Source organism: Enhydrobacter aerosaccus (assembly GCF_900167455.1).
GTDB classification, from domain to species: Bacteria; Pseudomonadota; Alphaproteobacteria; order Reyranellales; family Reyranellaceae; genus Reyranella; species Reyranella aerosaccus.
The window spans coordinates 23,121-44,257 of sequence record NZ_FUWJ01000014.1 but is presented as its reverse complement, the minus strand read 5'-3'; the positions used below and the strand labels follow the sequence as shown (position 1 = coordinate 44,257).

The following is a 21,137-nucleotide window of genomic DNA, read 5'->3' as shown; positions in this document are numbered from 1 at the left end:
GCGGCGGCCGACGAACTCGTCGCTACTCCGGCTTGATGCCCGCCGCCTGCAGCACCGGTCCCCAGAGCGGTGCCTGCACCGCCGTCCACGTGGCGAGTTCCTCGGGTGTCCCGCCCATGGCAACGAAGCCGCGCTGGCGCAGATCCTCGCGCATCGCGGGCGTCGCCACGGCCTCGTTCAAGGCCTCATTCAGCCGTGCCACCACGGCCGGCGGCGTCTTCGGCGGCGCGATCAGCGTGTAGACGATCGTGCCGTCCACGTCGCCAAATCCCTGCTCCTTGAATGTCTTGATATTAGGTTCTGATTGCGCCCGCTCCGGCGCCGCCATGCCGTAGGGCTTCAACCGTCCGCTCGACAGATACTGCGCCACGCTGGTGAGGCTCGACATGCCGAGCTTCACATGTCCGCCCAGCAAGTCCGTCACCAGCGGTCCGGTGCCGCGGAAAGGCACGTGCGTGAGGCTGATCTTGTTCAGGATCGCGTAGCGCTCGGTCGACAGGTGCATCGGCGTGCTGACGCCAGCCGTTCCGTACTGCACCTCGCCCGGCGCCTTGCGTGCCGCTTCGGTGATCTCTGCGAGATCCTTCCACGGCGCGTCGGCGCTGCCGACGAAGACCGACTCCTGCTTGGCAATGAAGCCGATCGGCACGAACGCCGCCGGATCGAAGCCGAGATGCGCGACCAGAAACGGGTACAGCATCTGGTTGTTGCTGCTCACCAGGACCGTGTAGCCGTCGGGCGCCGCCTTGGCGACGATCTCGTGGCCGAGATTGCCGCCGCCGCCGCCCCTGTTCTCGATGATGATGCTCTGGCCCAGCGCCTTCTGCAGAGGCTCCTGGATGGCGCGCGCCAAGGCATCGGTGCCACCTCCCGGAGGAAACGGCACGACCATATGAATGGGCTGCGATGGAAAACTGTCCGCCCGGACGGACGCGGCGCTAGCCAACGAGGCCAGTGAGCCAACGACGAAGCCGCGGCGCGATGCGAGTCTCATTGTTTCCTCCGGCCGGCCCTTTTGGCGGGTCCGTGCCGAGAGGAAGCCTAACGGGGTGTCGAGCGCGGGAAAATGCCCAACACCCTGCTCTTTCGCAGGCCGGTCAGATCATGCCGAGCGCGTGCTTGTAGGTATCCAGCAGGGCTTCCTGCTCGTCGCGGTCGGCAGCATTCATCTTCCGCAGCGACACGATCTTGCGCATGGTCTTGACGTCGTAGCCCACGCCCTTGGCTTCGGCATACACGTCGCGGATGTCGCTGCCGATCGCCTTGCGCTCTTCCTCGAGTTTCTCGATGCGTTCGATGAAGCTCTTCAGCCGGTCGGCGGCGACCTCTCCAGCCTTGACCTTCTTCGAAACAGCGCTCCCGTCCGGCATGTCCACTACTCCTTGATCCGACGGGCAGGACCATAGAAGCGACGACCGTGTCTGCTCAATGACATCGAGGCCCTGAAAGGTGGGGATAACGGGGAGACATCCTGCCGTCTCCCCTCGCTGCCGTATGGACGATCAGCCGTGCTTGTGCTGGGCCTTGTCGAAGGCCTTTTTCTGGTCGCCCGAGGCTTCCTTCTGGTACTTGGCCTTCCACTCTTCGTACGGCATGCCGTAGACGATCTTCCGCGCCTCCGGATCGGGCACCTCGATGCCCTTCTTGCCTGCTTCCTCGCGATACCAGCGCGACAGGCAATTGCGGCAGAAGCCGGCGAGATTCATCAGGTCGATATTCTGGACGTCGGTGCGCTCCTGAAGATGGGCGACGAGCCGACGAAAGGCGGCAGCTTCGAGCTCGGTGCGGGTCTTGTCATCCATGGGAGTCTCCATTGCGCCGATATAGGGTCAGGCCAAGGCGGCCGCAACGGCAGTGCGGATCGCCGGTGCCAGCCGCCGTCCCCAGCTTCTCGCCGCTTCCGGCGTGGCCATGAGATCCTGCCTTACCTCAAGCGAGCAATGCGGCAAGGCCCGCGGCCGCGCATGGGCCGTGAGCGTATATTCGTAAGAAGCACGGGCCGAATAGGGTTCGTTATCTCCCACGACCAGTGTGGGATCGCGCCGCAGCTCCGCCAGCAACGGATGCGGCAGACGCGGATCGTCGGTCCATAGCACGCCGACGTGCCAGGGGCGCTTGAAGCCCTTCATCTCGGGCGTGAAGCTGTGCACCACCAGCAAGCAGACCTTACGGCCGCCGACCGTCATGCGATCGAGCTGGCGATCGACCTCGTGATGGTATGGCCAGAAGCAGGCCTGCGCCCGGGTATCGATCTGCTCCTTGGTCAATCCCCGGTTCCCGGGCACGGGAGTGCCGTCACTCACTTCGGGCGTCGAGCCCTCGCCACCGGGCCAGCGATTGCAGTCGATCACCAATCGCGAATAGCCGGACGCGACGAGTGGCGCATCGAGCAGCGTCGAGAGTTCCTGGGCCGCTTCCAGCCCACCGATATCCCAGCCGATATGACGGGACAGTTCGCCTTCGGGCACGCCAAGCGTGCCGAGTGACCTGGGAACAGCCTTGGCAGCATGATCGCAAAGCAGCAGAAGTGGCGCTTCGCCCTTGAGGTTATGCACAGAAAAGGGCGGCGGATCGTCCGGCCCGAGCAACGGTTGCATCGCGCCCCTATAGTGCGAAGATTGCGCAAATGAAAGACGCCGACGCCCGCGCCCTGCTGCGTGACCTGTTCGATGCAGCGCTTGCCGCCGCTCGCCCCGCCACCTGCCTCGCTCCCTACATCGACAAGCTCCAGCCGCCCAAAGGCCGCACCATCGTCATCGGCGCCGGCAAGGCGAGCGCGGCAATGGCCCGCGCCGTCGAGGAGCGATGGCCTCATCCGCTCGAAGGGTTGGTGGTCACGCGTTATGGCTACGGTGAACCCTGCGAACGCATCGAGATCGTCGAGGCGGCCCATCCTGTACCCGATGACAAGGGCCGTGCCGCGGCTGGCCGCATACTGGAGATGGTGAAGGGGCGTTCCGCCGACGATCTCGTCCTGTGCCTGATTTCGGGCGGAGCCTCGGCGCTTCTCGCCCTGCCCGCCGCCGACCTGACACTGGCAGACAAGCAGGACGTCAATCGGGCGTTGCTGAAATCGGGCGCCAACATCGTCGAGATGAATACGGTGCGAAAGCACCTCTCTGCCATCAAGGGCGGGCGACTGGCGATCGCGGCCCAGCCGGCACGGGTATTGAGCTGGCTGATTTCCGACGTGCCCAACGATGACCCCGGCGTCATCGGTTCGGGACCGACGGTGCCTGACCGCACGACCTTCGCCGACGCCTTGGCCGTGCTCCGGAAATATCACATCGAGTCCTCCTCCGCGGTGCGTGCCCATCTCGAGGCAGGCGCCGCCGGCAGGATCGAGGAAACGCCCAAGCCGGGAGACCCGCGACTGGCACGCGTCGAGACGATCATGGTCGCCACGCCCCAGCGCTCGCTCGAAGCCGCCGCCGAGGTTGGCCGCCACCGGGGTTGCGAGGTCATCATGCTGGGCGACAATCTCGAAGGCGAGGCGCGCGACCTTGGTGCAGCGCACGCACACCAGGCGCTGGCGCTCGCGAAGGCGCAGGGCAAGCCGACCGTCATCCTGTCGGGGGGCGAGACGACCGTGACGGTGCGCGGCAAAGGTCGGGGCGGACGCAATGTCGAATATCTCTTGAGCGAAGCCATCGCGGCCGATGGTGCTCCCGAAATTTGGGGCTTGGCGGCAGATACCGACGGCGTCGACGGCGCGGAGGACATCGCCGGCGCAGTCTTCACGCCCGACACGCTCGCCCGTGCCCGGGCCAAGGGCCGCGATCCCAAGGCCATGCTCGACGACAATGACGGTCACAGCTTCTTCGAAATGCTAGGTGACAGCCTTGTCACGGGTCCGACGCGCACCAACGTCAATGACTTCCGCGCAACCCTGATCATGCCATGACCCTGTACAACGGCTCCTGTCACTGCGGCGCCATCCAGATCCGTCTCGACTCTCCGAAACAGCCTGACCAGATGCGCGTCGGCCGCTGCGCCTGTTCGTTCTGCCGGCGCCATGGCGCACGAACCATGGGAGATCCTGCATCGTCGGTCGAATTTCGCACCGCATCCAAGGACCTGATCCGTTATCGCTTCGGCCTCGGCATCACCGACTACCTTCTGTGCGCCCGTTGCGGCGCCTATGTCGGGGCTGTGATGCAGGACGATGGCCGGTCGATCGGCATCGTCAATGTCAATTCCCTCGACATGCGCGATGTGTTCGATGCTGCACCGCCGTTGCACGATTACGACGGCGAAGACGAGGAACATCGGCGTCTTCGTCGACGAAAGTTCTGGATGCCGGCAACCGTCATCGCCTAACGTCGTGCCATGGCCATTCTGGGAATCGTCGCCGACGACTTCACCGGCGCCACCGACATCGCCGGCATGCTGGTCAAGGGCGGCATGCGCACGATACAGACGATCGGCGTCCCCGTTCCCGGAGCCGTTCCCAGCGATGTCGACGCCATCGTCGTCGCGCTCAAGACACGCTCCATTCCGGCCCGTGACGCCGTCGCGCAATCGCTCGAAGCCCTGAAGGCACTGCAGGCTCTGGGCTGCGTGCGATTCTTCTTCAAGTACTGCTCGACCTTCGATTCGACGGATCAGGGCAACATCGGTCCGGTTGGTGATGCCCTGATCGATGCGCTGGGCACGAAGCAGGCGATCTACTGCCCCGCTTTTCCCGAGAATGGCCGGACGATCTTCTTCGGCCATCTGTTTGTGGGCGATGTCCTGCTTTCAGACTCGCATATGCGGCATCATCCGTTGACGCCGATGACCGATGCGAGCCTGGTGCGCGTGCTGATGCGTCAGACCAAGCACAAGGTCGGTCTCGTACCGTTGCGACAGGTGCAGGCAGGCTCCGCCTCCTTGCGCGCCGCGCTGAACAAGCTGGCGGCGGACGGCGTGCGCCACGTCGTTGTCGATGCCGTGGCAGACACCGATCTCGGCATCATCGGCGAAGCGATCGGCGACGATCTCCTGGTCACCGGTGGATCCGGCGTCGCGCTTGGTCTGCCGGCGGCCTATCGTCGCCGCGGTCTCCTGGCACACAAATCCGGTGCCGACGCCTTGCCGGCGATTACAGGTGCCTCGGCCATCCTGGCCGGTTCCTGTTCGGCCGCAACGCTTGGCCAGATCGTCGCCTTCAAGGGCCCGCACCTGGCGCTCGATACCGATGCCATCTGTCGTGGCGAACCTGTGGGTGATCAGGCACTCACCTGGGCCAGAGGCAAGCTCGGCAGCACGCCCATCCTGCTTTCGGCCAGCGACAAGCCGGAAGCGGTAAAGGCCCTGCAGGCAAAATACGGCATCGAGAAGTCGAGTCAGGCGATCGAGAGCACCATGGCAGCACTGGCGCGTGGCCTGGTCACGGCCGGAGTCGGGCGACTGGTCGTTGCCGGTGGCGAGACATCCGGAGCCGTCGTGGGTGCGCTGGACGTCAAGGCCTTGCGCATCGGCCCCGAGATCGATCCCGGCGTACCGTGGACGGCATCGATCGGCGCCAAGCCGCTTCTGCTGGCATTGAAGTCCGGCAATTTCGGTGCGCCTGACTTCTTCACCAAGGCCTTCGCCAGACCATGAGCACGGAAGCGAAATCCCGCGAGGCGATCTGCGCGCTGGGCGCCAAGCTCGCCGCGCGCGGCCTTTGCCCAGGCACCTCCGGCAATATCAGTGTGCGTATCGACGAGGGCTGGCTGATGACGCCCACCAACTCGTCGCTCGGCGAGCTCGATCCGGCGCAACTCTCCAAACTCGACGCCGGCGGCAAGCATGTCGGCGGCGATCCGCCGACCAAGGAGGCGCTGCTGCATCGCTCGGTCTACGACGTCCGGCCGAAGGACGGCGCCATCGTGCACCTGCACTCGACGCATGCCGTGGCGATCTCGTGCCTTGATCCTTCCTGCCATCACAATACCGAGTCGACGCTGCCGCCGATCACGCCCTACTTCGTGATGCGCGTGGGCAAGCTGCCGCTGGTGCCCTACTTCAAGCCGGGCGATCCCAAGCTGGCCGATGCGATCCGCGAATATGCGAAGGGCCATCGTGCGGTCCTGCTGGCGAATCACGGTCCGGTGGTCGCCGGCACATCGCTGTCCGCCGCCTCCGCCTCGATCGAGGAACTGGAGGAAACCGCCAAGCTCCATCTGTTGTTGCAAGGACTCAAGACCCGCACGCTTTCCGACTTCCAGGTCCGCGAGATCGAGGAAGCCTTTCCGTCCTGACCGGAGCCCGAATGCCCAAGCTCGCCGCCAACCTCTCGTGGATCTACCAGGAGGTGCCGCTCCTGCAGCGCTTCGGCGCCGCTGCCGCCCATGGCTTCCAGGCGGTCGAGATGCTGTTCCCCTACGAAGCCGCCGCCACCGACATCGCCGCCGAACTGAAGAAGCACAGACTGACGCAGGCTTTGTTCAACCTGCCGCCCGGCGACTGGAGCAAGGGCGAGCGCGGCATGGCCGCCCTGCCCGGCCGCGAGGCCGACTTCGCCGCCGCGCTCGAGAAAGCGTTGGAGTATGCGCAGGTGCTGGAGTGCCGCACGCTGCATGTCATGTCGGGCCTCGTCCCGCCCGGCGCGGACATGCAGGCGATGCATCGCACCTTCGTCGCCAATCTCAGCAAGGCCTGCGACCGCACCGCCAGGAGCGGGATCACGCTGGTGCTGGAGCCGATCAATCATCGCGACATTCCCGGCTACTTCACCAACACGACCGATCAGGTGAAGAAGATCATCGACGAGGTCGGTGCGCCGCATCTCAAGCTGCAGCTCGACCTCTATCATCTGCAGGTGACGGAGGGCGATCTCACGCGCCGGACCGAGCGCCTGTTCCCGATCACGGGGCATGTCCAGATCGCCGGCAATCCCGATCGCAACGAGCCCGACATCGGCGAGGCCAACCATCTCTATGTGCTCGATGTGCTCGATCGCCTTGGCTATGAGGGCTATGTCGGGCTCGAATACAAACCCAGGACCACCACGGCCGCCGGTCTCGGCTGGGCCGCCAAATATGGCATCAAGGTCTGATCCATGAGCGACAAGAACACGCCGGCCATCGCTTTCATCGGCCTGGGCTCGATGGGCCTCGGCATGGCCAAGAACCTGGTGAAGCACGGTCACAAGGTGACGGGTGTCGATCCGAGCGCACCGGCGCGGGAGGCCTTCACCGCCGCCGGCGGGACGATCGCCGCCACGCCGGCCGAAGCGGCGGCGAAGGTCGACGTGGTCGTGGTCGCCGTCGTGAACGACAAGCAGGTTGAGAGCGTGCTCTACGGTGACGGCGGCGCCATATCGACGCTGCGCAAGGGCGGCCTGGTGATGCAATGCGCCACCGTGCCGTCGGCCTTTGCCAAGTCGCTGGCCGAGCGCCTCGCCACAACGGGTCATGAGCTGCTCGATGCGCCGATGTCGGGCGGCCGCGCGCGGGCCGAATCGGGTGAGCTCACCTTCATGGCGTCCGGCTCGTCGCAGGCCTTCGCCACGGCCGAGAGCATCCTTGCCGCCACGTCGGCCAAGGTCTTCCGCCTGGGCGATGCCCCCGGCATCGGCTCGCTGGTGAAGACGGTGAACCAGCTGCTGGCGGGGGTGCATATCGCCACCGCCGCGGAAGCGATGGCGCTTGCGGCCAAGGCCGGCGCCGACACGCGGGCCGTCTACGACGTGATCTCGGCCAGTGCCGGCAACAGCTGGATGTTCGGCAATCGGGTGCCGCACATGCTCGACGACGATTACACGCCGCTGTCGGCCATCGAGATCTTCGTGAAGGACCTTGGTCTCGTGCTGGGCACGGGGCACGAGCATCGCCTGCCGCTGCCCATGGCCGCCGCCGCGCATCAACTCTTCCTCGCCGCCTCGGGCGCCGGCTGGGGGCGGCTCGATGACGCGGCCGTGGTCAAGGTCTACGAGCAGGCCGGTGACTTCAAAGTGTCGTCGCCAAAGCGTTAGACTGTGATCATGCGGCGCGAACGTTTCACCAAGATCGTTGCCACCCTGGGACCGGCTTCGTCGAGCCCGGAGCGCCTGCGGGCGCTGATCGAGGCCGGCGCCGACGTCTTCCGTCTCAACTTCAGCCATGGCGCACCCGAGGACCACAAGCAGCGCGTCGACCTGCTACGCTCCCTCGAGAAAGAGTACAAGCATCCGATCGCCATCCTGATGGACCTGCAGGGCCCCAAGCTGCGGCTGGGCGCTTTCGCCAAGGGGCCGATGGAGCTGAAGAAAGGTCAGAAGCTGCGCTTCGACCTCGACCCGGCGCCAGGAACCGTCAAGCGCATTCCCCTACCCCATCCGGAGATCTTCAAGGCAGCGCAGCCCGATGGCCTGCTGCTGATCGACGACGGCAAGGTGCGGCTGCGCATCCTGGCCCACGGCGAGCAGACGATCGATGCCGTGGTCGAGGTGGCGGGACCGATCAGCGACCGCAAGGGCGTGAACCTGCCCAATCTCGTCCTGCCGCTGTCGCCGATGACTCCGAAGGACAGGCGCGATCTCGACTATGGCCTGTCGCTCGGCGTCGATTGGGTAGCGCTCTCCTTCGTCCAGCGTGCCGACGACATCGCCGAGCTCAAGAAGCTGGTGGCTGGCCGGGCCGCGGTCATGGCCAAGCTCGAGAAGCCGCAGGCCATCGAGCATCTCGACGAGATCATCGAACAGAGCGACGGCATCATGGTGGCCCGCGGCGATCTCGGCGTGGAGATGCCGCCCGAGGCCGTGCCGCCGCTGCAGAAGCGCATCCTCGCCGCCTCGCGTGCGGCAGGGCGACCGGCCATTGTGGCGACACAAATGCTGGACTCGATGGTACACTCGCCGACGCCGACGCGCGCCGAGGCGTCCGACGTGGCAACCGCCGTCTACGACGGCACGGATGCCGTGATGCTGTCGGCCGAGTCGGCCTCGGGCGACTACCCGATCGAGGCGGTTACCATCATGGACCGCATCCTGAAGAGCGTCGAAGCCGATCCGCTCTATCGCCGTTTGATGGATGCCAGCCGTCGCGAGCCGGAGGCCACCACCGCCGACGCCATCAGCGCCGCCGCCCGCCAATGCGCCCACACGTTGGGCGCGGCGGCGATCGCCACCTTCACCAACACCGGCTCGACAACCTTGCGCGCGGCGCGCGAGCGGCCGGACGTGCCGATCCTCTGCCTGACGCCCAACCTCAACACCGCCCGCCGCCTGACGCTGGCGTGGGGCGTCCATGCCGTGCAGACCGAGGACGCGCACAGCTTCTCCGACATGGTTCAGCGAGCTGTAAGGATGGCGCGCAAGGAGAACATCGCGGCCCAAGGCCAGCGGCTCGTGATCACGGCCGGTGTGCCGTTCGGCACCCCCGGCGCGACCAACATCCTGCGCATCGCCTACGTTTGAAGCTGGTGTCTGAAGCTGGCGAGGGATGAATCCCGAGCCTCCTCCGTAGTCTCTTTCAAGAGCATTGCGTGAGGCATGTCGTGGAAATCAACAACCCCAAAGCCATTGCCCATCGTCCGCGGCGGGCAGCCTTGAACTGGGTGGATTACCTGGTCATCGCCGCGACTGCCCTGACCTTCCTGGCCGTCGTCGCCGCCAACAATCCGCACGCCGCGCGCGCCCAGTCGCGCACGTCGCTGCTGACATCGGACGATCTTCCCGACCAATCCACTCAGGCCGCCGAGGACGCGGACTTGATCAAGGCGAAGATCGGCTTGGCGTTAAGGCATTTGTAAGCAACCAAACGAACCGCGATCGGTCGAACCGGTCCGTCGTCCCCTCTCCTCTCTTTCCTGGCCCAACCTTCCGACACCGATATCGCCGAGCTGCCTCGCTCAGTCCTTGGTCCGGTGGTCGATGACGCGGCGGGCCTTGCCCATCGAACGCTCGATGGTGCCCGGCCCGACGATCTCGATCTCGGCGCTCAGGCCGCACATGCCCTTGAGCCGGCGCCCCAGTTCGATGTTGGCTTGGGCCAGCGTAACGCCGTCGAGCGCCGACCTGCCCTCGACACGCACCAGCAGATCGTCCAGCGCCCCCGAGCGGGAGATCTCGATCACGTAATGGCCGCTGAGAGCGGGATCGCGCAGGATCTGCTCCTCGACCTGGCTCGGGAACAAATTGACACCGCGCACGATCAGCATGTCGTCGCTGCGGCCGGTGATCTTGGCGATGCGCCGCATGGCCGTCATCGAGCCCGGCATCAGGCGCGTGAGATCCCGCGTGCGATAGCGGATGACAGGCATCGCCTGCTTGGTCAGCGAGGTGATGACGAGCTCGCCCGACTCGCCATCCGGCAAGGCCACACCGGTCTCCGGATCGACGATCTCGGGAAGGAAATGATCTTCCCACAGGGTCGGACCGTCCTTCGACTCGGCAAACTCGCCAGCGACTCCCGGCCCCATCACTTCGCTCAGCCCATAGCAGTCGATGGCATCGATCCCCATGCGCTGCTCGATCTCGGCCCGCATGCCTTCGGTCCAGGGCTCGGCGCCGAAGAAGCCGACCCGCAGCGGCGTCGCATGCGGATCGACGCCCAGCCGCTCGAACTCGTCGGCGATGGCCATCATGTAGGACGGAGTCATCAACAGGCCGTGCGCCCCGAACTCGGTAATGAGCCGCACCTGGCGTTCGCCGAAGCCGCCGGACATCGGGACCACCGTGCACCCCAGCCGCTCCGCCCCATAGTGGAAACCGAGGCCGCCGGTGAACAGGCCGTAGCCATAGGCATTGTGCAGGATGTCGCCCGGCCGCGCGCCGCCGGCATGGAGCGCGCGCGCCATCAGGTTGCTCCAGGTATCGATATCCGCCGCCGAATAGCCCACCACGGTGGGCCGCCCGGTGGTTCCGCTAGAGGCATGGATGCGCACGCATTTTTCCCGGGGAATGGCGAACATGCCGAACGGATAGGCGTTGCGCAGATCGGCCTTCTCGGTGAAGGGAAAGCGCCGGATGTCTTCCAGCGACCGCAGATCGTCGGGATGGACGTCCGCCGCTTCGCACTTGGCGCGGTACGGCGCTTGGTTGGTGTAGGCATGGGTCACCGCCGCCTTCAGCCGCTCGAGCTGCAGGGTACGGAGAGCATCGAGGCTCAGGCCTAATTCAGGGAAGGTCATGGTCCATTCGTTGAATTGGAGTCGAAGCCGACGCGACGATACACGAAACCCAGTCCCAGCAATGCCGCGCCCAGGCCCAGGAACGAGACGACCCGCAGCAATCCGTGCAGGCCGGACAGATCGATCAGGAACACCTTGACGATCACGATGCAGACCAGCGCCATGCCGGTATGCCGGAAGGCGGCCGATCGGCGGGCAAAACCGAACGCCAGCAGCGCGACGCCGAACAGCAGCCAGACGAACGAGTAGGCGTAGAGCTCGATCCCCTCCGCCTCCAGACCCGGCCGGTCGAAGCCCGGATCGAAGACGTGGCGGACTTCGAGCGAGACATAGACGAACGCCAGTATCCCCGCCGCCGCGCCGGCCAGCAGCGCCGCCGCGCGATCGCTCTGACCATCGATCCAGCGACGCGCCACCGCCGCCATGGCCGCAGGCAACGCATAGGCGATCAGCAAGCCGTTCACGATCGGCAGCCGTCCCACATCGGCGGAATCGAAGATCGGATTGGCGATCAGCACCTGCACGACCAGCGCCGTAGCGATCGACAGGCCGCCGGCCAGCCGCCAGGTCCACGTGACGACCGGATCGGGTCGCCACCGCGCCATCCACAGCGCGACCAATGCGAATACGCCCCAGACCACGACGTAGGTGGCCCGCTCCATGAAGGAGGAGTCGAAAGCCCGCATCGCCGTCGGCTGGAACAGGCTGCGGACTTCGAGTGTCCCCAGCATGAAGATCAGAAGCGCGATCGCCGCTTCTGTCGCCAGCAGCAATCGTTGGTCGCCGGAGGGCCGCAGCGAGCGCCAGCCGATGACCAGCGCCGCGATGGCGATGCCGTATCCCCACAGGATCCAGTTCAGGATCGGCGTGAGACCCAGCGGGTATTCCAGCACTTCGGGATTGAGCACGAAGCGCACCACCACGATCGCCAGAAGTCCCCAGCCGATGCGGCGCATGGCCACCAGATCGAGCCAGGCGGCGATCGCGACGACGGCCGCGAACTCGACCGCGTAGGCGACCGTGATCCATTCGCGATTGAGTTCGAGTGCGATGGCCGCGGCGATGAAGAAGGAAACGCCCGCGGCCAGCACGCCCAGCGCCTCGGTCGCGCCGGTCATGCTGGCACGCCAGCGGGCCAGCCGCTCCGCCCCCACCAGGAAGGGCACCGCAAGCCCGAGGCTGATCAGGCCCCAGGGCGCAGCGGTCTTGAGCGACCGCAGCACGTACCAGCACAGCAGGAAATGCGTGAGCGCCGAAGCGACCGACAGGGCCGCCCAGAAGCCCGGCCGCGAGGCGTTCCACATCAAGGCGAAGGCGCCGCCTGCGTACAGCAGGCCGAATAGCAGGCCGATCCAGGCAAAGCGGTCGGCATCCCAACCCAGACCTGCGGCCGACAGGTTTGCCCACCACACGACCAGCGTGGCCAGCGACAGCAGCGGCCCCAGCGCGGCGGCATACTGGAAACGCGGCCTCCAGCGCCCGAACGCATAGGTGCCCGCCCCCTGCACCGCGAGGGCGAGCCAGCCGGCAGACTGCTGCCCGTTATCACGCACGACCACGATCGACAGCAGCGCGCCGGTGATCGCCAGGGCGATCCAGACCAGCCCGGTGACATCGATCGGCGGATTCTCGTTCTCGCCCAGCCGCTTCCAGGTCGCCCACACGAACAGACCGGCGACGGCAACCAGGAAGGCGCATACCCAGGCCAGGCCATCGCTGGTCGTTGCTGCCCAGACGGCGGTCCAGAGAATGGCGCCCGCCAGGACGCCCCAGCCCAGCACCCACCAGCCGCGATAGCGAATTACCGCCAGCGTGCCGGCAGCGATTGCCAGCAGATAGCCGAACAGCACCGGCACGTTCGGTGTCTCGGTGCCGATGATGGCCGGGCTGACGAAGCCGCCGACGAACGCGAGCGCAGCAACGAGAATGCCGTGACGCAGTGAGAGGCTGATCGCGAAGGCCGTCAGCGCGGCAGCGCCGCCGCCGGCAGCGACCTTCGAAATCATGTCGTAGAGAGCGACCGCCGCGAACAGCGCGCCATAGAGCGCGGCGACGCCGGCAGCGGCCATGGCCTGGGCCACGCGGTCGTCACGGGGACGGACCTTCTCCGCGCCGGCGATCAGGCCGAAGCCGAACAGCGCCGCCAGGACGACCCGCACCTCGGGCGACAGATATCCTTCGTCGATCGAGTAACGGACCAGGAACACGGCGGCCAGGGCGAGCGTGACCGCGCCGACCCAGATGAAAGCGCGGGCCCCCAGCCGCTGTTCCCAACCGACCTTGGGGGGCGCGAGGCGAGTCTCTTCCTCGATGATACTGGCAGGCGACACCGGCGGCGCCGGTTCCACCTCGACTTCCGCAGGCACCGCGGGCTCGAACGGCGGCGGCAGTTCGGGCGCTTGTTCTCGTTGCTCGATTGTCCCCACTTCCGCCGGCAGTGCTGCCTCAGGCGCAGCCGGCACGGGGCGTTCTCCGACCTGCCGACGCAACGCAGCCAGATCGGCCGCCAGCCGCCTGTTCTCGTCGCGCAGGCTCGATGTCCGAGCCAGCGCAATGATAGCGATGAGCGGTGTGCCGAGCGCCCAGGCCAGCCCCAGCAGGATCAGCAGGACGTAATCCAAGGGCGACTCGGCTCCGTGCGTCTCCTGGCGCTATTCCGCGGCGACCCGGACAGCCGCGGCAGCGAAGGCCGCGCGATTGTCCTTGGCAACGATGCCGCGCTTCACCACGAGACGATGGTTCTCCTTACGCGCCGCCCGCTTGATATCGGCCAAGGCATCGCCGTCGCACAGCACGAAATCGGCCGAATTGCCTTCCTTGATGCGGCCCTGGTCGGCGAGGCGCACGAGGTCGGCGGCGCTGGCGGTCGCGAAGAACAGCGAATCGCGCGTCGAGATGCCGATCTCGCACATGAATTCGAGCTCGCGCGCATTCTCGCCATGCTTGTTGTGCGGCGTGCCGGCATCGGTGCCCATGGCGATACGCCCGCCCGCCTTGTAGTACATCTTGATCGAGGCGATGTGGCGGTCGAACACACGCCGCGCCTTCTCGATCACATAGTCGGGGATCGAGCGGTCGCCGTCGTCATAGCCCTTCAGGATGTTCTTCACGGCGGCCAGCGTCGGCACTAGCCACACGCCGCGCTCCTTCATCTCGTTCACGCACTCTTCGGTCATGAAGATGCCGTGCTCGATCGAATCGATGCCACCGCGAACGGCATTGAGGATGCCGAGTGCACCCTGCGCATGGCTGGCGCAGCACTTGTGGAAGCGATGCGCCTCCGTGATGCCGGCCTTCATCTCCTCGGCCGAATAGTGCGCATCCTCCGGATTGACGCCCGGGGTCATCACGCCGCCGGTGGCCATGATCTTGATCAGGTCCGAACCGGCATGGATCTGCTCGCGGACCGCCTTCACCACTTCTTCCGGGCCGTCGGCCACCCGACCGACGCGATTGCCGTGGCCACCGGTCATGCAGATCATGCGACCGGAGCAGCGCATTGTCGGCCCGAGAAAACGGCCGGTGTTGTATGCGTCACGGATGGCGAATTCGATGTAGTCCTTGCCGCCGCAATCGCGCACGGCGGTAATGCCGCCCTCGAGCGTGGCGCGCATGAACTCCATACCGCGGACCGTGAGCTGAGCGGCGCTCAGCCGATCCTGTGCCGCGCCGGGATTGCCTTCCGCGCCCGAGAGCGAATGAACATGGCAGTCGATCATGCCGGGGATCAGCGTGCCGCCGGTCGTATCGACCTTCTCGCCGGCAAAGCCCGCGAACTCTCCTGCCGGCGCCACGCGCTTGACCTTGCCGCCCTCTTCCAGCACGGCGTGGCCGTCCTGCACCTTCTCGCCGTCGAACACCCGGCCGCCGACATACAACGTCGCCATTACTCCAACTCCTGGATGAAAATTTTGCCGCACTATCGTCCCGCCGTGCGCTGGCCGCAACCCAGCGGATCGTCGGAAACGTCGTTGCCCGCCAAGGCCTTGAGCCGCGCGATCTCGTCGTCGATGCCGACGATGTGCGGATTGTACTTGCGCGCCAGCTCGAAGGCCGCGACCGCGCGGGCCGGCTCGCCCTGTTGCGCGCGGATCATGCCGAGGCCGGAATAGGCGCCGAAATGGCGCGGCTCGCGCTTCACGGTCTCGCAAATGTCGGCGATCGAGGCGGAAAGGTTGCCCACCAGCCAGTAGACGGTGGCACGCTTGTTCCAGGCTTCGGAGAGTTCCGGGGCGATCTCGATCAACTTGGTGAAGGTCGCGATCGCGTTCTGCAGCTCCTGCTGCTGCATCTCGGCAATGCCGCGCAGCATGAGCTGGCGCTGACCGGGATCGGGCACCATGGTCCACTGCTCCCAGATCGCCTGCTCCAGCGCCTGGGCCGCCAACGGATCAGCCGTGCTTTGCAGCTTCGCGAACAGGGTATCGAGCATGGCCGCCCTCCCATTCCCGCTGTCGGTGCCCTGCGCCAGGACGCCCGTCGCCAGCATCAGCATGAGCAGCCCCGCGAGGCAAGAGCGAAGGGCTGTCACGGAACCCTAACCCAGCGCCGCTGGCTTTGGACCTCCGGTCGCCCAGTCGAGCAATTCGACGGTATGAACAACCGGAATGCCGGTCCCGGAAGCAATGTTGCCGACGCAGCCGAAATTGCCCGCCGCAATCACATCCGGCCGCAGGCTCTCGATGTTTGCCACCTTGCGGTCGCGCAGCCGACGCGACAGCTCCGGTTGCAGCACCTGGTAGGTGCCGGCCCAGCCGCAGCAGAGATGACCTTCGGGCACGTCCTTCACCATGAAGCCCGCATCGCGCAGCAGCTTCTTCGGTTGCTCGTTGACCCTCTGGCCATGCTGCATGGAGCAGGCCGAATGATAGGCGACCGTCAGCGCCGGCGCGGTCGCGTTCGAGAGACCGATCTCGGCCAGGAATTCACTGACGTCCCGCGCCAGCGCCGAAACACGCCGGGCCTTGTCGCGCCACAGCGGATCGTCGGCCAGCATGTAGCCGTAGTCCTTGACCGTCGTGCCGCAGCCCGAGGCGTTGATCACGATGGCATCGAGTCCGGCACCATCGGCCTCGCGCAGCCAAGCCACGATGTTCCGCTTGGCCAACTCCAGTGCCTGCTCGTTGTCGCCGATATGCTGTACCGACGAGCCGCAGCATCCTGAGCCGGCAACGTTCACGACTTCCACGCCGTGACGAGCCAGCACTCTTACGGTCGCCTCGTTCACCTCCGGGGCCAGGACCTGCTGTCCGCATCCGGGCATCAACGCCACTCGCTTGCGGCGTGTGCCCTGCGCCGGAAAGACCTGCGGCCGATCGACCGGCGACGGCATCGGCACGCGGGGCGGCACCGCCTCGAGCATGGCCCGCAGGCGACGGCCGAACGTCGCTCCCCCAGGATCGCCGCCATGCGCCGGCAGAAAGGCCGCCAGGGGCTTGGCCAGCCAGGCCGCCATCGTGACCCACCGGAAGATATCCGGCCGTGGCATCAGGAAGGCCAGCAGGGCGCGCAGCGCGCGGTCCGGCAACGGGCGCCGGTACGTCTCCTCGATATGATGGCGGCCGTGATCGACCAGATGCATGTAGTTCACACCTGACGGGCAGGTCGTCATGCACGACAGGCAGGACAGGCAGCGATCGACATGACGCACTTCCTGCGCCGTCGGCGCGCGATCGCCCTCCAGCATCGCCTTGATGAAGTAGATGCGTCCGCGCGGACTGTCGCGCTCGTCGCCCAGCAGCACGAAGGTCGGGCAGGTTGCCGTGCAGAAGCCGCAATGCACGCATTTGCGCAGGATCTGCTCGCTGCGCGCCGTCTCCGGATCGGCCAACTGGGCCAGGGTGAAATTGGTCTGCATGGTCTGGTGTCAATCGCCACAGCGCCGGTTCAGATCATCACGCGCGATCCTAGGCTTCATGGCCGCCCGCCTTGGCTTCATTCCAAACCAGTTCCGGCCGGCCCTTGCGCTGCAACACGAGCGCTTCAGGTCCTCGCCACGCTTGGGGACGCATGTCGATTTCGATGCACACGCCGTCGATGAACAGGATCTTGATCTCGTCCCTCGATTCCTCGACCGAGTCGACCACGCGGCCCGCCAGATCGCCGACCAGGACCGAAGGCGGAACGATCCGCACACCCGTATCGATGGACAGGCTCACGTCCGAGTCGAACACGATCTGCATATGGTCGTGCAACGTGGACGCTTCGCTGACGATGCGGCCTTTGAGTTCGTGCAGGTGACTCATCCCAGCCGTCCAGGGTTGAAGAGGCCTTTGGGGTCGAAGCTGTCCTTCACGCGCTGCGCCAGCGCCAGAAGAGCCGCCGATTGTGGCTGGAAGACAGGCACTGCGGCCCGCACCGCCTCGGAGGCGCGGATCAACGTCGCGTGACCGCCGGTGGCGCCGAGCGCGGCCCGAACGAGGACGTGATCGCCATCCGCCGTGGGCGGCAACGCCAGCCAGATCAGGCCGCCGGACCAGTCGTAGAACGCCTTCATCGTCGGACGCTGGTTGCGGATACGGGCCACGACGCGTGGGCCTTCCGTCGGCGGACAGGAAATCCGCCAGATCACGGCGTCCGCATCGGCACCCAGTACCGTGACGTCGCGCACGTCGCGCCAGAAAGCACGGCTCTCCAGGGTACCGAGTTCGTCCATGGTAGCGCCGGTATCGCTCAGGAGATCGCGCAGTCCCGTCAATCGAGCCTCGACCGACGGCGCCACGCCCTCGACGCGCAAGGCTGTCCTGTCCTTGATGTGTGCCGCGCCTGACACTTCATGCGGACTGCCCATGGCTGCGCACAGCGCTTTCACCGCCATGGCATCGTCCAGGCCGTGCAGCAGCAGGGTGCGGGTCTGATCCGGTGCCGGCAGCACCTTCACCGACACTTCGTCGAGTACGGCGAGCGTTCCCCAGGATCCGGCAATCAGCTTGGAGAGATCGTAGCCCGTGACGTTCTTCATCACGCGTCCGCCCGACTTGAACCACTCGCCCCTGCCGTTGACGCCGCTGAAGCCCAACAGATGATCGCGCGCGGCACCGGCGGAGAGACGCCGCGGGCCGGCAAAGTTCCCCATGAGCGTTCCGACCAGCGTCCCTTCGCCCGGTTCGCGGCCCAGGAGCGGTCCGAGATCCGGCGGCTCGAACGCCAGCATCTGGTTGCGTTGCGCCAGCAGCGCCTCGACATCGCGCAACGGCGTCCCGGCCCGGACCGTCACGACGAGTTCCTCGGGCGCATAGTCGACGACGCCGGCAATGGCCGAGAGATCGAGAACCTGTTTGCAGGCTGTGGGCTTGCCCAGGGCCTGCTTGCTGCCCGTGCCGCGCACCTCGAGCGATTCGTCGGCGTTCAGCGCCCATTCGACCGCCTGCCGCAATTCCTGGGTGTCGCGCGGTCTGATCGTGCCGGTCATGCCGCCTCCGCGATCGCCCGGACCGTTCCATTAAATAAATGGAAAATAATGGAGGCCCCCGAAAAATATCGAACCGAATCAATCACTTGCATACCGCGCCCTGGTCGGAAAATGGCGGCTTGGAAAAGGCAGTGAAATCAATCACTTGGCGCTCCTGGACGGCCGGGGCTTTGCAATCACCATAAGCGGCTCTGGCCGGATCGCCTATTCCGGTCACCTTCAAAAGCGCGGAATGTCCGGAAACGGGATCTTGTTCTGGTGCACGACCAGGCGCCCCAGCTCCGCGCACCGGCGCAGCTTGGGGAAGACCTTGCCGGGATTGAGCAAATGGTCGGGATCGAAGGCGCACTTCACGCGCATCTGCTGATCGAGATCGATCTCGGTGAACTGTTCGCCCATCAGGTCACGCTTCTCGATGCCGACACCGTGCTCGCCGGTGAGGACGCCGCCGACACGCACGCACAGGCGCAGGATATCCGCGCCGAACTCCTCCGCACGCTTCAGCTCGTCGGGATCGTTGGCGTCGAACAGGATCAGCGGATGCAGGTTGCCGTCACCGGCATGGAACACGTTGACCACGCGCAGGCGATGCGTCTTCGACATCTGGCGCATCTCGGCCAGCACCTCGACCAGCCGGCCTCGCGGCACCGACCCATCAAGGCACATATAGTCTGGCGTGATCTGGCCGACGGCGGGAAACGCCGCCTTGCGGCCGGCCCAGAACAGCACGCGCTCCTGCTCGTCGCGGCTGACACGGCAGGTCGTGGCGCCGCGACCCTTGGCGATCTCCTCGACTCGCGCCACCAGATGATCGACCTCGACCGGCGGACCATCGAGCTCGACGATCAGCAGTCCCTCGGCATCGAGCGGATAGCCGGCGCCGACGTAATTCTCGGCGCATTTGACGGCATCCTTGTCCATCATCTCCATGCCGCCGGGAATGATGCCGGAGGCGATCACCGCCGCGACGCAGTCGGCCGCACCCGCTTCGGTCGGGAAGCCCAGCAGCACGGCGCGGGCCGTGGTCGGCTTGCGCAGCAGACGCACCGTCACTTCCGTGACGACGCCGAGCAGTCCTTCCGAGCCGGTCATCAGCCCCATGAGATCGTAGCCGCCGGCATCGAGATGCTTGCCGCCCAGCCGGACCACCTCGCCGTTCATCAGCACCATCTCGATGCCGAGCAGGTTGTTGGTGGTGAGACCGTATTTCAGGCAATGCACGCCGCCGGAATTCTCGGCGACGTTGCCGCCGATCGAGCAGGCGATCTGCGAGCTGGGATCGGGGGCATAATAGAAGCCCTCGCTCTCGACGGCCTTGCTGACGCCGAGATTGGTGACGCCCGGCTGCACCCGCGCGCAGCGGTTGGGATAGTCGATCTCGAGCACGCGATTGAATTTGCCCATGCCCAGCAGGATGGCATCGCCCACCGGCATCGAGCCGCCCGACAGCGAGGTGCCTGCGCCGCGCGGCACGACCTTCACCTTGTGGTCCTGGCAATAGCGCAGGATGGCGGAGACCTGCGCGACCGTATCAGGCAGGACGACGACCAGCGGCATCTGACGGTAGGCCGAGAGCGCATCGCACTCATACGGCCGCATGCCGTCGAGATCGTCGATCACCCCCTCGCCTGGCACGATGACCCGCAGGGCGGCCACGATCTCAGCGCGACGGCTGAGGATATCGGGATCGAGCGGCGGCATATGCATGCCCGATCCTTACGCCAAATAAAAAAGCGGCGGAAGCCGGAGCTCCGCCGCCTTTCGGAACGGGAAAAGTCCCGTCTTAGCCCTGGCGCGCCTTGAAGCGCGGGTTGGTCTTGTTGATCACGTAGACGCGGCCCTTGCGGCGCACGATACGGCAATCCTTGTGACGAGCCTTCACGGACTTCAGCGAATGACGGATCTTCATGGTCCCAACTCAACAAAAAGCCCCGGCGGCGCCGGGGTGAATTCCAAAAGCGGGCGGAAAATAGGGAGACAGGGACACGCCGTCAACCCCGATTCCACTCGAATCCGGGTGAAAATCCCAATGATTCAAGCCGCTTGCAGTGTTTTTAGCGCCGATTTGAGGTCCTTCACCAGCCCGGCATAGGCTTTGTGGCGCGCCGACTCGTCGGGCACGCGCAGGATCGACGAGGGATGCACCGTCACCATGCCGCGCCGGCCGTCCGGAAAGGTCAGTTCCTTGCCCCGCTCCCGGGCCAGGGTCATGGGGCGACCGGCCAGCGCCTCCGCGGCCGTGACCCCCATCGCCAGGACGAGGCCGGGCTTAACCAGTTCGATCTCCTGCGCCAGCCAGACCTTGCAGACCTCGACCTCGTAGCGATTGGGCTTCTTGTGCAGGCGCCGCTTGCCGCGCGGCTCGTTCTTGAAGTGCTTCACCGCGTTGGTGACGTAGACCTGCTTCCGGTCGATGCCGGCCTCGACAAGCGCCCGGTCGAGGATCTTCCCGGCCGGCCCGACGAAGGGATGGCCGGCGATGTCCTCCTGATCGCCAGGCTGCTCTCCAACGAGCATCAGCGTCGCGCCGACCGGCCCCTCGCCGAATACCGTCTGCGTCGCGTTACGGTAGAGCGGACAGCGCGTGCAGGCCCTCGCCTCCTGCGCGACCTTCGCCAACTTCGCGGCGCCAGGTTTGGTCGCCATG

General features: G+C 65.9%; 22 protein-coding genes. 8 read left to right on the top strand and 14 right to left on the bottom strand.

What is annotated here, in order from left to right; all coding sequences use genetic code 11:
* Positions 1-22: 22 nt before the first annotated feature.
* The 4 genes from B5D62_RS29055 to B5D62_RS29040 all read right to left on the bottom strand — a co-directional run bounded on the left by B5D62_RS29055 (position 23) and on the right by B5D62_RS29040 (position 2,597).
* Positions 23-994, bottom strand: a complete 972-nt coding sequence (locus B5D62_RS29055; RefSeq protein ID WP_085937589.1) for a Bug family tripartite tricarboxylate transporter substrate binding protein — start codon at positions 992-994, stop codon at positions 23-25.
* A gap of 103 nt (positions 995-1,097) precedes the next feature.
* Entirely contained in the window at positions 1,098-1,370 is a 273-nt protein-coding gene (locus B5D62_RS29050; protein ID WP_085937588.1) for a DUF2312 domain-containing protein, read from the bottom strand.
* A 132-nt stretch (positions 1,371-1,502) separates the two neighbouring features.
* A complete protein-coding gene (locus B5D62_RS29045; RefSeq protein ID WP_139374146.1) occupies positions 1,503-1,802 on the bottom strand; it encodes a DUF1244 domain-containing protein in 300 nt (99 codons plus the stop codon).
* Positions 1,803-1,829: 27 nt separating this feature from the next.
* Positions 1,830-2,597 (bottom strand): N-formylglutamate amidohydrolase, encoded by a 768-nt coding sequence (locus tag B5D62_RS29040; protein WP_085937586.1) that lies wholly within the window; start codon positions 2,595-2,597, stop codon positions 1,830-1,832.
* Positions 2,598-2,626: 29 nt separating this feature from the next.
* Here B5D62_RS29040 and B5D62_RS29035 point away from each other — a divergent pair, with 29 nt between their 5' ends.
* The 8 genes from B5D62_RS29035 (at position 2,627) to B5D62_RS29000 (ending at position 9,699) form a co-directional block, all read left to right on the top strand.
* A complete protein-coding gene (locus B5D62_RS29035; RefSeq protein WP_085937585.1) occupies positions 2,627-3,904 on the top strand; it encodes a glycerate kinase type-2 family protein in 1,278 nt (425 codons plus the stop codon).
* The gene (locus B5D62_RS29030) at positions 3,901-4,320 is read left to right on the top strand and encodes a GFA family protein (RefSeq protein ID WP_085937584.1); all 420 of its coding nucleotides are present in this window, start codon (positions 3,901-3,903) and stop codon (positions 4,318-4,320) included. The genes B5D62_RS29035 and B5D62_RS29030 overlap by 4 nt, the downstream gene beginning before the upstream one ends.
* Positions 4,321-4,329: 9 nt before the next feature.
* Positions 4,330-5,586 (top strand): 3-oxo-tetronate kinase, encoded by a 1,257-nt coding sequence (otnK, locus tag B5D62_RS29025; RefSeq protein ID WP_085937583.1) that lies wholly within the window; start codon positions 4,330-4,332, stop codon positions 5,584-5,586.
* Positions 5,583-6,227 (top strand): 3-oxo-tetronate 4-phosphate decarboxylase, encoded by a 645-nt coding sequence (gene otnC, locus B5D62_RS29020; RefSeq protein WP_085937582.1) that lies wholly within the window; start codon positions 5,583-5,585, stop codon positions 6,225-6,227. The genes otnK and otnC overlap by 4 nt, the downstream gene beginning before the upstream one ends.
* Before the next feature lie 11 nt (positions 6,228-6,238).
* Positions 6,239-7,024 carry a 2-oxo-tetronate isomerase gene (otnI, locus tag B5D62_RS29015; RefSeq protein ID WP_085937581.1) on the top strand — a complete coding sequence of 262 codons (786 nt, stop codon included), beginning with the start codon at positions 6,239-6,241 and terminating at the stop codon, positions 7,022-7,024.
* A 3-nt stretch (positions 7,025-7,027) separates the two neighbouring features.
* Entirely contained in the window at positions 7,028-7,942 is a 915-nt protein-coding gene (ltnD, locus tag B5D62_RS29010; RefSeq protein WP_085937580.1) for an L-threonate dehydrogenase, read from the top strand.
* Between the two features lie 9 nt (positions 7,943-7,951).
* The gene (gene pyk, locus B5D62_RS29005; protein ID WP_085937660.1) at positions 7,952-9,364 is read left to right on the top strand and encodes a pyruvate kinase; all 1,413 of its coding nucleotides are present in this window, start codon (positions 7,952-7,954) and stop codon (positions 9,362-9,364) included.
* An 80-nt stretch (positions 9,365-9,444) separates the two neighbouring features.
* A complete protein-coding gene (locus tag B5D62_RS29000; RefSeq protein ID WP_139374145.1) occupies positions 9,445-9,699 on the top strand; it encodes a hypothetical protein in 255 nt (84 codons plus the stop codon).
* Between the two features lie 99 nt (positions 9,700-9,798).
* Here B5D62_RS29000 and B5D62_RS28995 read toward each other — a convergent pair whose 3' ends face one another.
* The 10 genes from B5D62_RS28995 to B5D62_RS28950 form a co-directional block, all read right to left on the bottom strand.
* Positions 9,799-11,079 (bottom strand): AMP-binding protein, encoded by a 1,281-nt coding sequence (locus B5D62_RS28995; RefSeq protein WP_085937578.1) that lies wholly within the window; start codon positions 11,077-11,079, stop codon positions 9,799-9,801.
* Positions 11,076-13,700 carry a DUF2339 domain-containing protein gene (locus B5D62_RS28990; protein ID WP_085937577.1) on the bottom strand — a complete coding sequence of 875 codons (2,625 nt, stop codon included), beginning with the start codon at positions 13,698-13,700 and terminating at the stop codon, positions 11,076-11,078. Before B5D62_RS28990 ends, B5D62_RS28995 begins: the two co-directional genes overlap by 4 nt.
* A 30-nt stretch (positions 13,701-13,730) precedes the next feature.
* Complete coding sequence (locus B5D62_RS28985) at positions 13,731-14,966, bottom strand: metal-dependent hydrolase family protein (protein WP_085937576.1); 1,236 nt, start codon at positions 14,964-14,966, stop codon at positions 13,731-13,733.
* 32 nt (positions 14,967-14,998) lie between these two features.
* Positions 14,999-15,610, bottom strand: coding sequence for a tetratricopeptide repeat protein (locus B5D62_RS28980; RefSeq protein ID WP_170921198.1), 612 nt, complete (start codon positions 15,608-15,610; stop codon positions 14,999-15,001).
* 6 nt (positions 15,611-15,616) lie between these two features.
* Positions 15,617-16,936: a heterodisulfide reductase-related iron-sulfur binding cluster gene (locus B5D62_RS28975; RefSeq protein ID WP_085937574.1), complete on the bottom strand. Its 1,320-nt coding sequence runs from the start codon at positions 16,934-16,936 to the stop codon at positions 15,617-15,619.
* Positions 16,937-16,985: 49 nt separating this feature from the next.
* Entirely contained in the window at positions 16,986-17,324 is a 339-nt protein-coding gene (locus B5D62_RS28970) for a hypothetical protein (protein WP_085937573.1), read from the bottom strand.
* Complete coding sequence (gene glcE / locus B5D62_RS28965; protein WP_085937572.1) at positions 17,321-18,490, bottom strand: glycolate oxidase subunit GlcE; 1,170 nt, start codon at positions 18,488-18,490, stop codon at positions 17,321-17,323. Before glcE ends, B5D62_RS28970 begins: the two co-directional genes overlap by 4 nt.
* A gap of 219 nt (positions 18,491-18,709) precedes the next feature.
* The gene (locus B5D62_RS28960; protein ID WP_085937571.1) at positions 18,710-20,197 is read right to left on the bottom strand and encodes an FAD-linked oxidase C-terminal domain-containing protein; all 1,488 of its coding nucleotides are present in this window, start codon (positions 20,195-20,197) and stop codon (positions 18,710-18,712) included.
* A gap of 76 nt (positions 20,198-20,273) precedes the next feature.
* Positions 20,274-20,399, bottom strand: a complete 126-nt coding sequence (gene ykgO, locus B5D62_RS28955; RefSeq protein WP_020695336.1) for a type B 50S ribosomal protein L36 — start codon at positions 20,397-20,399, stop codon at positions 20,274-20,276.
* Positions 20,400-20,524: 125 nt separating this feature from the next.
* A complete protein-coding gene (locus tag B5D62_RS28950; protein WP_085937570.1) occupies positions 20,525-21,136 on the bottom strand; it encodes a UdgX family uracil-DNA binding protein in 612 nt (203 codons plus the stop codon).
* Between the last annotated feature and the right edge of the window lies 1 nt (position 21,137).